The organism is Burkholderia stagnalis, from assembly GCF_902830275.1.
GTDB classification, from domain to species: Bacteria; Pseudomonadota; Gammaproteobacteria; order Burkholderiales; family Burkholderiaceae; genus Burkholderia; species Burkholderia stagnalis.
In genome coordinates this window covers 92,879-107,962 of sequence record NZ_CADESW010000010.1, presented here as the reverse complement: position 1 = coordinate 107,962, position 15,084 = coordinate 92,879, and the positions used below count along the sequence as shown (strand labels likewise).

Annotated in this window: 11 protein-coding genes; 6 read left to right on the top strand and 5 right to left on the bottom strand. The window is 68.8% G+C overall.

What is annotated here, in order from left to right; all coding sequences use genetic code 11:
* Positions 1-16 precede the first annotated feature (16 nt).
* Positions 17-1,198, top strand: coding sequence for a cystathionine beta-lyase (locus HWY45_RS18790; protein WP_059561998.1), 1,182 nt, complete (start codon positions 17-19; stop codon positions 1,196-1,198).
* Between the two features lie 69 nt (positions 1,199-1,267).
* Here HWY45_RS18790 and serB read toward each other — a convergent pair whose 3' ends face one another.
* Both serB and HWY45_RS18780 read right to left on the bottom strand, forming a co-directional pair.
* Positions 1,268-2,113 carry a phosphoserine phosphatase SerB gene (gene serB / locus HWY45_RS18785; RefSeq protein WP_059561994.1) on the bottom strand — a complete coding sequence of 282 codons (846 nt, stop codon included), beginning with the start codon at positions 2,111-2,113 and terminating at the stop codon, positions 1,268-1,270.
* Positions 2,114-2,238: 125 nt separating this feature from the next.
* The gene (locus HWY45_RS18780; protein WP_059881772.1) at positions 2,239-3,201 is read right to left on the bottom strand and encodes a LysR family transcriptional regulator; all 963 of its coding nucleotides are present in this window, start codon (positions 3,199-3,201) and stop codon (positions 2,239-2,241) included.
* Positions 3,202-3,325: 124 nt separating this feature from the next.
* Between HWY45_RS18780 and HWY45_RS18775 the strand changes: the two genes are divergently transcribed.
* From HWY45_RS18775 to HWY45_RS18765, 3 genes are all read left to right on the top strand, one after another.
* Positions 3,326-4,342, top strand: a complete 1,017-nt coding sequence (locus tag HWY45_RS18775; protein ID WP_059881773.1) for a zinc-binding alcohol dehydrogenase family protein — start codon at positions 3,326-3,328, stop codon at positions 4,340-4,342.
* 157 nt (positions 4,343-4,499) lie between these two features.
* Positions 4,500-5,054 carry a DUF6013 family protein gene (locus tag HWY45_RS18770; protein WP_059561986.1) on the top strand — a complete coding sequence of 185 codons (555 nt, stop codon included), beginning with the start codon at positions 4,500-4,502 and terminating at the stop codon, positions 5,052-5,054.
* A 164-nt stretch (positions 5,055-5,218) separates the two neighbouring features.
* The gene (locus tag HWY45_RS18765) at positions 5,219-5,692 is read left to right on the top strand and encodes a PliI family lysozyme inhibitor of I-type lysozyme (RefSeq protein ID WP_059801418.1); all 474 of its coding nucleotides are present in this window, start codon (positions 5,219-5,221) and stop codon (positions 5,690-5,692) included.
* Between the two features lie 30 nt (positions 5,693-5,722).
* Here the strand turns inward: HWY45_RS18765 and HWY45_RS18760 are convergent, their stop codons facing one another.
* Together HWY45_RS18760 and HWY45_RS18755 are read right to left on the bottom strand one after the other, a co-directional pair.
* Positions 5,723-6,526 carry an ABC transporter permease gene (locus tag HWY45_RS18760; RefSeq protein ID WP_059561979.1) on the bottom strand — a complete coding sequence of 268 codons (804 nt, stop codon included), beginning with the start codon at positions 6,524-6,526 and terminating at the stop codon, positions 5,723-5,725.
* The gene (locus tag HWY45_RS18755; RefSeq protein ID WP_059881776.1) at positions 6,523-7,224 is read right to left on the bottom strand and encodes an ABC transporter ATP-binding protein; all 702 of its coding nucleotides are present in this window, start codon (positions 7,222-7,224) and stop codon (positions 6,523-6,525) included. Before HWY45_RS18755 ends, HWY45_RS18760 begins: the two co-directional genes overlap by 4 nt.
* Positions 7,225-7,386: 162 nt before the next feature.
* Between HWY45_RS18755 and HWY45_RS18750 the strand changes: the two genes are divergently transcribed.
* The gene (locus HWY45_RS18750; protein ID WP_059881778.1) at positions 7,387-9,630 is read left to right on the top strand and encodes an AsmA family protein; all 2,244 of its coding nucleotides are present in this window, start codon (positions 7,387-7,389) and stop codon (positions 9,628-9,630) included.
* Positions 9,631-9,764: 134 nt separating this feature from the next.
* Positions 9,765-11,357 (top strand): ABC-F family ATPase, encoded by a 1,593-nt coding sequence (locus HWY45_RS18745; RefSeq protein ID WP_059881780.1) that lies wholly within the window; start codon positions 9,765-9,767, stop codon positions 11,355-11,357.
* A gap of 103 nt (positions 11,358-11,460) precedes the next feature.
* Here the strand turns inward: HWY45_RS18745 and HWY45_RS18740 are convergent, their stop codons facing one another.
* Positions 11,461-15,045 carry an indolepyruvate ferredoxin oxidoreductase family protein gene (locus HWY45_RS18740; protein ID WP_059881782.1) on the bottom strand — a complete coding sequence of 1,195 codons (3,585 nt, stop codon included), beginning with the start codon at positions 15,043-15,045 and terminating at the stop codon, positions 11,461-11,463.
* Positions 15,046-15,084: the final 39 nt, after the last annotated feature.

Here is a 15,084-nt window from a genome sequence, read left to right as displayed (position 1 = left end):
TTTCCTGCCTTTTGTCATGACTGCATCCACTCACAAGCGCGGCCTGCAAACCCGCATCGTTCAACCCGACGACGTCATTCCGGAAGGCTTCCGCTCGTTCGTGCCGCCGGTCTCGCGCGCCTCGACGGTCGTGTTTCCCGATCTCGCGACGATGCGCAGTATCGACTGGCGTCAGGACGGCCAGTGGCGCTACGGGCTGCATGCGACGCCGACGTCGCTCGCGCTTGCGCAGCGGCTTGCCGAGATCGAGGGCGGCGCGCACGCGCTGCTGCAGCCGTCGGGCCTCGCGTCGATCATGAACGTCTACTTCGGCTTCGTGAAGGCGGGCGACGACGTGCTGATCCCGCACAACGTCTACGGCCCGAACGCCGATTTCGGCAACTGGCTCGCGAAGGATTTCGGCATCACCGCGCGCTTCTACGATCCGCTCGTCGGCGCCGGCATCGCCGACCTGATCCAGCCGAACACGCGCCTGATCTGGATCGAGGCGCCCGGCTCGGTGACGATGGAAGTGCCCGACGTGCAGGCGATCACGGCGGTCGCGAAGCAGCGCGGCGTCGTCACCGCGATCGACAACACCTATTCGGCCGGGCTCGCGTTCAAGCCGTTCGAGCATGGCGTCGACATCTCGGTGCAGGCGCTCACGAAGTATCAGTCGGGGGGCAGCGACCTGCTGATGGGCGCGACGATCACGGCCGATCCGGCTCTGCATGCGCACCTGAAGCTCGCGCGGATGCGCTGCGGGATCGGCGTGTCGGTCGACGACTGCTCGCTGGTGCTGCGCAGCCTGCCGAGCATGCAGGCGCGTTTCGACGTGCACAGCAGGAGCGCGCTCGCGCTCGCGCACTGGCTGAAGGCGCGGCCGGAAATCGCGGCCGTGCTGCATCCGCAACTGCCCGATTGCCCGGGCCACGCGTCGTTCGTGCGCGATTTCACGGGGGCGGGCGGCCTGTTCTCGGTGATCTTCGACGAACGCTACAGCGCGGAGCAGGTCGACCGCTTCGTCGAGGCGCTGGAATTGTTTGCAATCGGCTGGAGCTGGGGCGGCGCGTGCAGTCTCGCAATGCCGTACGACGTTGCGTCGATGCGCCCGGAATGGCCGCATCGCGGCACGCTGGTGCGGTTCTACGTCGGCCTCGAGGATGAAGCCGACCTGCGCGCGGACATCGAGCGCGCGCTGCACGCAACGCTCGGCTGAGCGGCGCCCGGGCAAGCAATACGCCTGCGAAACGCCTGCGCGACCTTGGGGCGCGCAGGCGTTGTCGTTTCAGAACAGGCGCAGCAGGCCGTCGAGGCCGACGTGATCGAACGCGACCGTCGCGGCTTCGCGCACCACCGGCTTCGCGTGGAACGCCACCGACAGGCCGGCCTCCGCCATCATCTTCAGGTCGTTGGAGCCGTCGCCCATCGCGATCGCGCGGCTCGGCGCGATGCCGAGCGCCGCGCACGTATCGCGCAGCAGGCGCGCCTTCACGTCGGCGTTGACGATCTCGCCGAGCACTTTCCCGGTCAGCTTGCCGTCGACGATCTCGAGCGTGTTCGCGTGCGCGAAATCGAGGCCGAGGCGCGCCTTCAGGCGCTCGGTGAAGAACGTGAAGCCGCCCGACACGAGCAGCGTCTTCAGGCCGGCCGCCTTCGCGCCGGCGAGCATCGATTCCGCGCCCGGCGACAGCCGCAGCCGTTCCTCGTACACGCGTTCGAGCGCCTGCGCGTCGAGGCCGGCGAGCAGCGCGACGCGGCGCGTCAGGCTTTCGTTGAAATCGCGAATCTCGCCGCGCATCGACGCCTCGGTGATCGCCGCGACTTCGGCCTTCAGCCCGCAGAAATCGGCGATCTCGTCGATGCACTCGATCGTGATCAGCGTCGAATCCATGTCCATCACGACGAGCCCGAAATCGCCGAGCGTGCGGCCCGCGTCGACGAACGCGAAGTCGAGCGCATGCGTGCCGCAGTACGCGTCGATGTCGGGCCGCTGCGCCGGGTTGGCATCCTCGATGCGCAGCGCGTGCGCATCGATCGGCACGACGCGGGCGCCGCGCGCGAGTGCGAGCAGCGGTTTGTAATGCGCGTCCGACAGCGGCGCGAGGCTCTGGATGACGAGATTCTGGGTCATGGCGGATTGGTTGGAATGCAAACGGAATGCGTGGGCGGCCGGCAGCGGCGCGAACGCGACATTGTAGCCGGTTGGTATCCGGCGGAGACCGGATCGGCATCCGCCGGGCGACGCCGGCCCGCGTGCTATGCCGCGCCGCGCTGATCCCCGCGCTGGTCCCAATACGGCGGGTCGCCGAAATGCTCGGCGAGGAACGCGATGAACGCGAGCGTCTTCAGCGGCACATGCGCGCGGCTCGGATAGACGGCCCAGATCGCGACTTCGTCGGCGAGCGGGTAATCGTCGAGCACGCTGACGAGCGCGCCGCTCGCCAGATGGGGCGCGACATCCCAGGTCGACTTGATCGCGATTCCGAAGCCGTCGACGAGCGCCTCGCGGATCGCCTCGCCGTTGCTCGCGACGAGGCGGCCGCCGACGCGCACGGTCAGCGGCCCCTGCGGCGTCACGAACGACCAGTCGCGCTGGTCGCCGAGGATCACGCATTCGTGCCGAGAGAGGTCCGCCGGATGGCGCGGCGCGCCATGTTCGGCGAGATAGGCGGGCGAGCAGCACACGACGCGGCGGTTCGCGGCGAGCTTGCGCGCGACCAGCGTCGAATCCTTCAGCGCGCCGAGACGGATCGCGACGTCGAAGCCCTCGTCGACCAGATCGACGATTTCGTCCGACAGCCGCAGGTCGAGCGACACCGACGGATAGCGGCGCAGGAAGGCCGGAATCACCGGCGCGACGTGCTGGCGGCCGAACGACGACGACATCGACACCTTGAGCCGTCCGTACGGCTCGGTGCGGCCATGGCCGACCGACGCGCGCGCGGCGTCGGCGGCCGTCAGCAGCGCCTCGGCGCGCGCCATGAAGATCTCGCCGTCCTGCGTGAGGCTGATGCGGCGCGTGGTGCGGTGCAGCAGGCGCGCGCCGAGCTGGCGCTCGAGCTGCGCGATGCGGGCGCTTGCGACCGCCGCGGACACGCCGAATTCGCGGCCGGCGGCCGTCACGTTGGCCAGCAGCGCGGCGCGCACGAACAGGCCGACGTCGAGCAGGTCGAGCGGTTTGTCGGGGCCGGGAACCGGAGCGACGGGGACGGAAGGCATTCTTCGGAAAATCAGGAAAATGTTTCAGGAAATATAGCGGTTTTCTCGAAAGATCGGGCGGCCTACGATGCGGTGTCCCAGGGCTGCCGCCGCGGCCCGCCCGAACCCTGCAAGGAGCCGAACGATGAAAGCCGTTGGATTGACCCGTTACCTGCCGATCGACGATCCGCACGCATTGCTCGACGTCGAGCTGCCGCAGCCCGTGCCGGGCCCGCGCGACCTGCTGGTCAAGGTCGAGGCGATTTCCGTGAACCCGGTCGATACCAAGGTGCGCGCGCCGAAGCCGCAGGTCGAGGACGCGCCGCGCGTGCTCGGCTGGGACGCGGCCGGCACGGTCGTCGCGGTGGGCGCCGACGTCACGCTGTTCCGGCCCGGCGACGAGGTGTTCTACGCGGGCAGCATCACGCGGCCGGGCGCGAACAGCGAGTATCACGCGGTCGACGAGCGCATCGTCGCGCTGAAGCCGCGCACGCTTGATTTCGCGGCCGCCGCCGCGCTGCCGCTCACCGCGCTCACCGCGTGGGAAGCGCTGTTCGACCGGCTGCGCGTGTCGCCGCAGGGCGCGGATGCCGGCAAGTCGGTGCTGATCGTCGGCGGCGCGGGCGGCGTCGGCTCGATCGCGATCCAGCTCGCGAAGACGCTCGGCAAGCTGCACGTGATCGCGACCGCGTCGCGGCCGGCATCGGCGCAGTGGGTGCGCACGCTCGGCGCCGACCAGGTGGTCGACCACTTCGGCGATCTGCCGGCGCAGCTGCGCGACGCGGGCCATGCGCAGGTCGACTACGTGCTGATCTTCAACGACACCGACCGCCATTTCCCGGCGGCGGCGGAAGTGATCCGGCCGCAGGGCGGCATCTGCACGATCGTCGAGAACGAGAAGCCCGTGCCCGTCGAGCTGCTGAAGGCGAAGAGCGCCGCGTTTCACTGGGAGTTCATGTTCACGCGCGCGATGTTCGAGACGCCGGACATGATCGAGCAGCACAAGCTGCTGACCGAAGTCGCGCGGCTCGTCGACGGCGGCGTGCTGCGCACGACGCTCGGCGAGCACGTCGGCGCGATCAACGCGGCCAACGTGCGGCACGCGCACCGGCTGCTCGAAGCGGGGCGGGCGATCGGCAAGCTGGTGCTGGGCGGTTTCTGAACGCGCACGGCATGCGCCGCGCGTCGAGCGCAAGCGGGGTAACACCCGATGCGATCGCGGCGCATGGCGGCCCGCTTGGCGGTAGACTGGCAACGCGTCATGCATCGAAAAAACTGCGCGGGGCGCGCGAGCGCCGCCGCATGACAAGGAGGTCAGCATGAGCCAACGCAGCTTGTCGGTCGCCGCATCGTGGTCGGCCGTGTTCGTCGCGGCAGCGTGCGTCAGCGCGAGCGTGCACGCGGCGCCGCCGGTCAAGGGCAGCCTGAAGGGCGGCGGCACGGGGCAGCTCGAATACACCGTCAAGGTCGATTCGAAAACCTTCGGCAGTGCGCAGGAGACGCGCAAGATCCGCTCCGGCGAGACGGACGACTTCAACTGGAAGTCGGTGCCGCCCGACGGCGCGGTGGCGATGCCGGACGGCTGTCCGAACGCCGACAACCTGCCGCGCGACGCGAACGGCGCGATGGTCCGGCAGACGCAGGTCCGGCTCGCGCCGTCGATCGACGCGAAGGGGATGGCGAACGTGCAGATGAGCTTCCAGGCGGCCGCGCCGAAAGGCACGCGCAGCGTGACGGCAGGCGGCAAGCCGCTGCAATGCCCGAACGTCGTGTCGGTGAGCCAGGTGAAGTGGCTGACGATCTCGTCCAACGGCGGCTCGAAAACCGTCACGATGAGCGACGGCACGAAGGTGTCGGTGTCGATCAAGCGCTAGCGGCGCTTGCCTCGCCCTCATGATGCCGGCCGTCGGCGTGCGCCGGCGGCGGCGTCGCAGCCGTTGCTCGTCCACATCCGGCGGTGTGCAGCCGCTTGCGTGACGTCATGCCGACGTCACGCTATCCTTTCCGGCACCTTTCCCAAGTCCCCAACGGAATCCTGATGAAAAACCGCATGCGCGCGTTGTTGTCCGCCGCAGCGCTCGTTGCCGCGCACGCGCAGGCGGCCGACGATTGCAGCTTCGTGAAGAAGGTCGACCTGCCGTCGCGGCAGCAGACGGCCGTCGTGTCGAGCGGCGCGCTCGAACCGTGCTCGACCGGCAGCTATGCGGTGCGCGTGTATTCGACCGCGCACGCGGCACCCGGCTTCGATACGGACGACTACGTGACGGGCGTGCTGCATGCGCGCGACGGCACCGTTGCCGATGTGTTCACGGCCGATCTCGGCGCGCGGGCGCCGCAGGCGCTCGTCGTGACGACGCGCTCGGCCGGCAGCGGCGGCTATGTCGGCGCGCAGGCGTATGTGACGACGGCACGCGCGGTGCGGCTCGTCGCGTCGGTCGACGGGCTTGCGCCCGACGCGAACGTGACGGCTGCGCTGCGGCAGGCGATCGGCAAGCGCCGCGCCGCGCGTTGACCGCGGCGCGCCGGGCGGCCGCGCCGGGCGTCAATGCGCGCGCTCTTCGAGCCGCGCGGCCAGGAAGCGGTGATCGGCGGAGAACAGCCTGCGGTAGGTGAGCAGCACGGCGCCGACCGTGCCGAGCGCCGACGCCGCGGCGATCAGGAACATGATCACGATCTGGTAGCGCACCGCCTGCAGCGGCGACTGGCCGGCCAGCACCTGGCCGGTCATCATGCCCGGCAGGCTGACGACGCCGACCACGGCCATCTGGTTGAGCGTCGGCAGCATGCCGGCGCGCACGGCCTGGCGCGCCGCGTCCTGCGCCGCTTCCCAGCGCGTCGCGCCGAGCGCGAGCGCGGTCTCGACGCGGTCGCGCCGCGCGGTGAGTTCCTCGGTCATCCGCTCGACGCCGAGCGACACGCCGGTCAGCGTGTTGCCGAGGATCATGCCGAGGATCGGGATCGCATACTGCGGCGCGTACCACGGATGGATGCGGATCACGACGAACAGGCCGATCGCCGCGACGAACCAGCTGCTGAACCAGATCGACACGATGCTGTCGGCGCGCTGCCCGCGATAGGTGCGCTTGCCGCGCCCGGCGCCCGCGAAGCCGGCGATCAGCGTCATCAGCGCGGTGAGCGGCAGCACGACGTACCAGTGCGCGTGGCCGAACACCCAGCCGAGCACGTAGCCGATCGCGAGCAACTGCACGACGGTGCGCACCGCCGCGAGCGCGAGCGTGCGGCCGAGCCCGAGCGACAGCGCGGCCGAGATCGCGCCGTTGACCGCGACGAGCGCCGCCGCGATGCCGACGTCGACGAGGCTGAGATCCTGCAGCACCCCGTTCATCGTGTGACCTCCACGGCGGGCGCGGTGCTCAGCACGCCGGCCTGCATCGTCATCCGCGACGTGCCGATCCGCGCCGCCTGCGCCGGATCGTGCGAGATCCACATCGATGCGCGCGCATCGGGCGCCGCGTCGAACCATGCGCCGACGAGCGCTTCGATCGCGCGCGTCGAATCGGGGTCGAGCGCGGAGGTCGGTTCGTCGAGCAGCAGCACGTCGGGATCGAGCTGCAACACGCGCAGCAGCGCCGCGATCTGCGCTTCGCCGCCCGACAGCTCGCTCGCGCGCTTGTCGAGGAAGTCGGCGCCACGGCCCGCGCGCGCGGCCAGTTGCTCGGCGCGCGCGCGATCGAACCGCAAGTCGCGGTAGACCGCGAGCGAATACGGATAGCGCAGTTGCGATTCGACCGTGCCGTCCGTCTGCGCGGGACGCTGGCGCAGATACGCGACGCTGCGCCGGTAGCGCGGAATCGCGCTGCGGCGGATCGGCTTGCCGCGCCACAGCACGCGGCCGCCGTCGAGCGGGTCGAGCAGCGCGAGCGCGCGCAGCAGCACGCTTTTTCCCGACCCCGAAGGCCCGGTGATCGCAACGCGCGCACCCGCGGGCAGGCTGAAATCGGTGGGGGCGAGCAGAACCTTGCCGCTTCTGGCGTCCCGCCGGGTCACACCCCGCGCGTCGATGAGGCCGGTGGTAGCTGTCATGTCACAAATGAAAAAAAGCGTTAATGGCGCCGAAGCGGCGCGCAAGCGTGCGTCATAATACCCAGCGAAAAGCTCGCGCGGGTGTCGTGCGCCGTTCGTCCACGCAACACGCAAGCGGCCCGGCATGGCGCGACATGCATCGAGAACAACAACGGAACCGCCATGACGCTTACTCGAGCCATCGGCAAATCGGCTGCATGGATCGTCGGCTTCGTCGCGGTCGTGATCGCGGCGGCCGGTATCTTTCTCTTCACGTTCGACTGGAACCATGTGAAACCGCGGGTCAACGAACAGGTGAGCGCGGCGCTCGGCCGCCCGTTCGCGATCAACGGCGACCTCAAGGTCGGCTGGCGCCGCCCCGACGGCGAAACCGGCTGGCGCGCATGGGTGCCGTGGCCGAGCCTCTCCGCCACGCAGATCGAAATCGGCAACCCCGACTGGGCAAAGGCGCCGAAGTTCGTCACGCTCGACGCCGCGCACTTCGATCTCGCGATCCTGCCGCTGCTCGCGCATGAAATCGTCATTCCGTCGATCGACGTTGTCAATCCCGCGGTGGATCTCGAACGGCTCGCCGACGGCCGCAATACGTGGACGTTCCAGTTCAGGCAGTCGAACCAGCCGTCGCCGTGGAAGGTGCGGCTCGACAGCTTCGGCTTCGCGAAGGGCACGGTCACGTATCGCGACGCCATCACGAAGGCCGACCTGACGATCGCGATCGATACGCTCGGCCAGCCGATCCCGCTCGGCGACGTAATGAAGCAGCAGGAGGAAACGTCGCGGGCCGCGTCGGCGCAGCGCGTCGGCAAGCATGGGGCTGCGCAGCTCAGCGCGAAGGCGAATGCCGAGGCGGCGTCGGGCGCGTCCGCTTCGTCTGCATCGCAGGCCGCTTCCGCCGCGACGGCGTCGCCGTCCGGCGCGAGCGCCGCCGTGGCAGCCGCCGCAACATCCGCCGCGAAGCCGGCCGGCCCCGCGTACGCATTCGGCGTGAAGGTCGACGGCCGCTACAAGAACGTGCCGATCACCGGCACCGGCAAGCTCGGCGGCGTGCTCGCGCTCGCGGACGCCGCGCGGCCGTTCCCGCTGCAGGCCGACGTGAAGGCGGGCGATACGCGGCTCGCGATCGTCGGCACGCTGACCGACCCGCGCGCGCTCGCCGCGCTCGACCTGCGGCTGTGGCTGCAGGGCACGACGATGTCGCACCTGTACGCGCTGACCGGCATCACGCTGCCCGACACGCCGCCGTATGCGACCGAAGGGCGGCTGATCGGCAACTTCAAGCCGCACGCGAGCACGTTCCGCTACGAGAATTTCGACGGCCGGGTCGGCGGCAGCGACCTGAGCGGCACGCTCGCGTATGCGCAGCGCGCGCCGCGTCCGCTGCTGTCGGGCGAACTGGTGTCGAACCTGCTGCGCTTCGCCGATCTCGCGCCGGTGATCGGCGCGGATACCGCCGCGAGCAAGGCCCAGCGCGGCGACACGACGCGCCAGCCGCCGGGCCGCGTGCTGCCGGTCGAGACTTTCCGCACCGACCGCTGGCGCGCGCTCGACGCGGACGTCAAGTTCACCGGCCGCAAGCTGGTCAAGAGCGCGGACCTGCCGATCACCGACCTGTACACGCACATCGTGCTGCAGGACGGCGTGCTGTCGCTCGAGCCGCTGAAGTTCGGCGTCGCGGGCGGCTCGCTCGCGACCACCGCGCGCCTCGACGGCAGCGCCGCGCCGCTCAGGGGCCGCTTCACGGTCGCCGCGCGGCACCTGAAGCTCAGGCAGTTGTTCGCGACGCAGCAGGTGATGCAGTCCGCGCTCGGCGAGATCAACGGCGACGCGTCGCTGTCGGCGACCGGCAACTCGCCGGCCGCGCTCGCCGCGACCGCGAACGGCGAAGTGAAGGCGCTCGTGACGGACGGGCGGATCAGCCGCCTGCTGATGGAAGCGGCGGGCCTGAATGTCGCGAACGTCGTCTACGAGAAGATGTTCGGCAACCGCGACGTGAAGATCAACTGCGCGGCGGTCGATTTCCAGGCGACCAACGGCGTGCTCGACACGAAGGTGTTCGCGCTCGACACCGACGACGCGCTGATCAACGTCGACGGGCCGATCAGCCTGCGCGACGAATCGATGAACCTGAGGGTCCATCCGCATACGAAGGGCTTCCGGGTGTTCTCGCTGCGCTCGCCGCTGTACGTGAAGGGTACCTTCAAGAATCCGGACGTCGGCGTCGATGCGGGCGCGCTCGCGCTGCGCGCCGGCGCGATGGTCGGGCTCGGCCTGATCAATCCGCTGGCCGCGCTGATCCCGCTGATCGCGCCGAGCAACAACAAGGACGTGCCGTGCGCGGCGCTGTTCGCGCAGCTGAAGGCGCCGGCGAAGGGCTCGGCCAAGGTATCGGCGAACGCCGGCAAGTGAGGTGCGAGGCGCGCGCGTGACGGCGCGATGTGCCCCCGTTTACAGGGCGGCCGAATGCCGCGTGCCCCAGCGATTCACCGACACCTGTTAAAATAGCCGGTTTTCCGTCGATCTATCTCCTAACGGGATCTGCCGTGCTTTCTACTGCCAACATCACGATGCAATTCGGGCCGAAGCCCCTGTTCGAGAACATCTCGGTCAAATTCGGCGAGGGCAACCGCTATGGTCTGATTGGCGCGAACGGCTGCGGCAAGTCGACGTTCATGAAGATCCTGGGCGGCGACCTCGAGCCGAGCGGCGGCAACGTCGCGCTCGAGCCGAACATCCGCCTCGGCAAGCTGCGCCAGGACCAGTTCGCGTACGAAGACGTGCGCGTGCTCGACGTCGTCATGATGGGCCACACCGAGATGTGGGCCGCGATGACCGAGCGCGACGCGATCTACGCGAACCCCGAAGCGACCGATGACGACTACATGCACGCCGCCGAGCTCGAGGCGAAGTTCGCCGAGTACGGCGGCTACGACGCCGAGGCGCGCGCGGGCGCGCTGCTGCTCGGCATCGGCATCGACGAGAAATTCCACACCGGCCCCATGAGCGACGTCGCGCCGGGCTGGAAGCTGCGCGTGCTGCTCGCTCAGGCGCTGTTCTCGAAGCCGGACGTGCTGCTGCTCGACGAGCCGACCAACAACCTCGACATCAACTCGATCCGTTGGCTCGAAGAAACGCTGAACGGCTACAACTCGACGATGATCATCATCTCGCACGATCGTCACTTCCTGAACTCCGTGTGCACGCACATGGCCGACATGGACTACGGCACGCTGAAGGTCTGGCCGGGCAACTACGACGACTACATGCTCGCGTCCGCGCAGGCGCGCGAGCGCCAGGCCGCCGCGAACGCGCGCGCGAAGGAGCGCGTGGCCGAGCTGCAGGACTTCGTGCGCCGCTTCTCGGCGAACAAGTCGAAGGCCCGCCAGGCGACCAGCCGCGCGAAGCAGATCGACAAGATCAAGATCGAGGAATTCAAGCCGTCGTCGCGGCAGAACCCGTTTATCCGCTTCGAGTTCGAGAAGAAGCTGCACAACATCGCCGTGGTCGCCGACACGATCACGAAGAAGTACGAGCGCACGATCTTCCAGAACTTCAACCTGTCGGTGCAGCCGGGCGAGCGCATCGCGATCATCGGCGAGAACGGCGCGGGCAAGACGACGCTGCTGCGTGCGCTGCTGGGCAACCTGACGCTCGATCACGGCACGGTGAAGTGGTCGGAGAACGCGAACGTCGGCTACATGCCGCAGGACACCTACGAGGAGTTCCCGAACGACATCGCGCTGATGGACTGGATCGACCAGTACCGCAAGGACGGCGACGACGAGACGATGGTGCGCGGCACGCTCGGCCGCCTGCTGTTCTCGGCTGACGACATCAAGAAGTCGGTGAAGGTGCTGTCGGGCGGCGAGAAGGGCCGCATGATCTGGGGCAAGCTGATGCTTGGCCGCCACAACGTGCTGCTGATGGACGAGCCGACCAACCACATGGACATGGAGTCGATCGAGTCGCTGCAGATCGCGCTCGAGAAGTTCGAAGGCACGCTGATCTTCGTGTCGCACGACCGTGAATTCGTCAGCGGGCTGGCCAACCGGATCATCGAAGTGACCACGCATGGCACGCTGACCGACTTCGGCGGGAATTACGAGGACTTCCTCGCGAGCCAGGGGCAGGCGTAAGGTCTGCGGGCCGCCGTTCCGGGCCCGCGTATCGAAAAAAGCCCATCCGGGGTGTCCTCGGATGGGCTTTTTGTCGTATTGGGCCGCGAGGGCGGCCGCAGAATCACGCCTTGACCGCTTGTTCCACCGGCTTCCGATACGCGTCGAGCAGGCGCGCCCGCTTGCTCGCGACCACCGCGACATTCCTTTCCTTCACGTGGCCGAACCCGCGGATCTCGTCAGGCAGACCTGCCAACTGCACAGCCGCAGGCAGGCGTTCGGCATCGAGCGTCGCGCAGAACTCGTCAACCAGCGCGACATAATCGGCGATCATCTGCCGCTCGCCGCGCCGTTCCGCCGTCTTGCCGAACAGGTCCAGCGACGTGCCGCGCAGCCCCTTCAGGCGGGCGAGCATCCGGAACGCCGGCAGCACCCACGGGCCGAAGCGTGCCTTGCGCAGATGGCCGTGTTCGTCGCGCTTCGCGAACATCGGCGGCGCGAGATGGAAGCTCAGCGTGTAGTCGCGCCCCGGTTCGCCTTCGAACTGCTGCCGCAGCTTGTCGAGATAGGCCGGATCCGCATACAGGCGGGCGACTTCGTATTCGTCCTTGTACGCCATCAGCTTCGCGAGGTTCGCGGCGACCGCGCGCGTCAGCGGCAGCGCCGGATCTCCGGCGAGCTGCGCCTCCTTCGCGCGAATCCGGTCAACGGTGCGTCGATAGGCCTGCGCGTAGCCCGCGTTCTGATAGGCAGTCAGCAGCGCTTCCCGCGTGGCGATCAGCGTGTCGAGCGATTCGGCAACCGGCGCGGCTGCTGCCTGCGGTGCGGCAGCGGGCCGGGCGAATGCCTGAACCGACGCGGCGCCGTGATGCGCGACATGGCGGCCCCAATGGAACGCGAGCCGGTTCTTGTCGACGGATACGCCATTGAGCTCGATCGCGCGCAGCAGCGCCGGCAGCCCGAGCGGCAGCCAGCCTTTCTGCCACGCGAAGCCGAGCAGCAGCGGGTTGCTGTAGATCGTGTCGCCGAGCAGCGCGAGCGCCAGCGCATTGGCGTCGATGAACGCACAGCCGTCACCGATGCTGTCGAGCAGCGCGGCTTCCGTCTGCACGCCCGGGAACGTCCATTTCGGATTCTTGACGAACTCCGCGGTGGGCGTCTCGCCGCTGTTGATCGCGGCCACCGTCACGCCGTGCTGCGTGCGCGACAGCACGTCGGCGGACGCCGACACGATCGCGTCGCAGCCGATCACGAGCCGCGCTTCGCCGGTCGCGATGCGGGTCGCATGCAGCGCGTCGGGCGCGGCGGCGATCTGCACGTGGCTCAGCACGGCGCCGCCTTTCTGCGCGAGGCCCGCCATGTCGAGCACGGTCACGCCCTTGCGCTCGAGGTGCGCGGCCATCCCGATCAGGCCGCCGATCGTCACGACGCCCGTGCCGCCGACGCCCGTGACGAGCACGCCATACGGCTTCGCGATATCGGGCAGCGCCGGCATCGGCAGCCCGTCGACATCCGGCCCGCTCGAGCCGGCGGCGTGCGCGGCTTGCGGCTTGCGAAGCTGCGCGCCTTCAGCGATCACGAAACTCGGGCAGAAGCCGTTCACGCACGAGAAGTCCTTGTTGCAGGACGACTGGTTGATCTTGCGCTTGGTGCCGAGCGGCGTCGGCAGCGGCTCCACGGACAGGCAGTTCGACTGCACCGAGCAATCGCCGCAGCCTTCGCACACCGCGTCGTTTATGAACGCGCGCCGCGCCGGGTCGGGATAGGTGCCGCGCTTGCGGCGGCGGCGCTTCTCGGTCGCGCAGGTCTGGTCGTAGATCAGGATGGTCGTGCCCGGCGTGTCGCGCAGCTTGCGCTGGATCGCATCCAGCTCGTCGCGATGATGAACCTCGACGCCTGCCGGCAGCACGACGCCCGCCGCGTATTTCTGCGGCTCGTCCGTCACGATGACGATCTGCTTCGCGCCTTCCGCGTGGACCTGGTGGGCGATCTGCGGGACGGTCAGCACGCCGTCGACGGGCTGGCCGCCCGTCATCGCGACGGCGTCGTTATAGAGGATCTTGTACGTGATGGTCGCGTTCGCGGCGATCGCCGCGCGGATCGCGAGCAGCCCGGAGTGAAAGTAGGTGCCGTCGCCGAGATTGACGAAGATGTGCCGGTCGCCGGAGAAGCGCATCTGGCCGATCCACGCGACGCCTTCGCCGCCCATCTGGCTGAAAGTCTCGGTGTTGCGGTCCATCCACATCGACATGTAGTGGCAGCCGATGCCGGCCAGCGCCCGCGAGCCTTCCGGCACGCGGGTGGACGTGTTGTGCGGGCAGCCCGAGCAGAACCACGGCTTGCGCTCGACCGACACGCGCGGCTTCGCCGCTTCCCGTTCCTTCGCCTCGATCACGGCGACCCGCGCGAGCATGCGCGCCCGCACGTCCGCGGGCAGGTCGGCGCGCATCAGGCGCCGCGCGATCGCTTTCGCGATCAGCGCGGGCGACAGCTCGTAATGCGCGGGCAGCAGCCAGTTGCCGCGCGGCACCGACCATTCGCCGCCTTCGCCGCCTTCGTTCTCGCGCTCGTCGAACTTGCCGTAGATCTTCGGGCGCACGTCCTCGCGCCAGTTGTACAGCTCTTCCTTCAGCGCATATTCGAGAATCTGCCGCTTTTCCTCGACGACCAGGATCTCCTCGAGGCCGGTCGCGAACGCGCGCGCATCCTGTGCGTCCAGCGGCCATACACAGCCCACTTTGAGCACGCGCACGCCGATTTGCGCGCAGACCTCGTCGTCGAGGCCCAGGTCGCTGAGCGCCTGGCGCACGTCGAGGTAGGCCTTGCCCGCCGTCATGATGCCGAAGCGCGGCGTCGGCGAATCGACGACGACGCGGTTCAGCTTGTTGGCACGCACGTAGGCGAGCGCCGCATACCATTTCTCGTCGAGCAGCCGCGCTTCCTGCGCGAGCGGCGAGTCGGGCCAGCGGATGTTGAGGCCGCCCGGCGGCAGCGCATGGTCGGCGGGCGTGACGATCTGCACCCGGTCCGGATCGAGGTCGACCGACGCGGTCGATTCGATCACGTCGGTCACGCACTTCATCGCGACCCACAGGCCCGAGTAGCGGCTCATCGCCCAGCCGTGCAGCCCGTAGTCGAGGTATTCCTGCACGTTCGCCGGATACAGCACGGGCATGCCGGCCGCGATGAACGCATGCTCGGACTGGTGCGCGACCGACGACGATTTGGCCGCGTGGTCGTCGCCGGCGAGGACGAGCACGCCGCCGCGCGCGTCGCTGCCCGCGGAGTTCGCGTGCTTGAACACGTCGCCGGTGCGGTCGACGCCCGGCCCCTTGCCGTACCACATGCCGAACACGCCGTCGCGCGTGGCGCCCGGCCACAGGTTGATCTGCTGCGTGCCCCAGACGGCCGTCGCGGCCAGATCCTCGTTGACGCCGGGCTGGAACACGATGTCGTTCGACTCGAGGTGCTGCTTCGCCTTCCATAGCGACTGGTCGAGCGCGCCCAGCGGGGAGCCGCGGTAGCCGGAAATGAACCCGGCGGTGTTGAGCCCGGCGTTGCGGTCGCGCGCCTTCTGCAGCATCGGCAGCCGCACGAGGGCCTGCGTGCCGCTGATGTAGACGCGGCCTTTTTCCAGCGTGTACTTGTCGTCGAGGGTGACGGCGGCGTCGTGCGGCTCGGCAGCGACGCTCGGGGCGGGGGCGTTCATGGCGATCTGTCTCCGGTGTACTGTCTTTTTTGCCGAGTA

Coding starts and splice junctions, on each gene's coding strand:
- HWY45_RS18775 (WP_059881773.1), top strand. CDS start 3,326: ATGAAAGCCGTTGGATTGACCCGTTACCTGCCGATCGACGATCCGCAC.
- HWY45_RS18765 (WP_059801418.1), top strand. CDS start 5,219: ATGAAAAACCGCATGCGCGCGTTGTTGTCCGCCGCAGCGCTCGTTGCC.
- HWY45_RS18740 (WP_059881782.1), bottom strand. CDS start 15,045: ATGAACGCCCCCGCCCCGAGCGTCGCTGCCGAGCCGCACGACGCCGCC.
- HWY45_RS18790 (WP_059561998.1), top strand. CDS start 17: ATGACTGCATCCACTCACAAGCGCGGCCTGCAAACCCGCATCGTTCAA.
- HWY45_RS18780 (WP_059881772.1), bottom strand. CDS start 3,201: ATGCCTTCCGTCCCCGTCGCTCCGGTTCCCGGCCCCGACAAACCGCTC.
- HWY45_RS18770 (WP_059561986.1), top strand. CDS start 4,500: ATGAGCCAACGCAGCTTGTCGGTCGCCGCATCGTGGTCGGCCGTGTTC.
- HWY45_RS18755 (WP_059881776.1), bottom strand. CDS start 7,224: ATGACAGCTACCACCGGCCTCATCGACGCGCGGGGTGTGACCCGGCGG.
- HWY45_RS18750 (WP_059881778.1), top strand. CDS start 7,387: ATGACGCTTACTCGAGCCATCGGCAAATCGGCTGCATGGATCGTCGGC.
- HWY45_RS18760 (WP_059561979.1), bottom strand. CDS start 6,526: ATGAACGGGGTGCTGCAGGATCTCAGCCTCGTCGACGTCGGCATCGCG.
- serB (WP_059561994.1), bottom strand. CDS start 2,113: ATGACCCAGAATCTCGTCATCCAGAGCCTCGCGCCGCTGTCGGACGCG.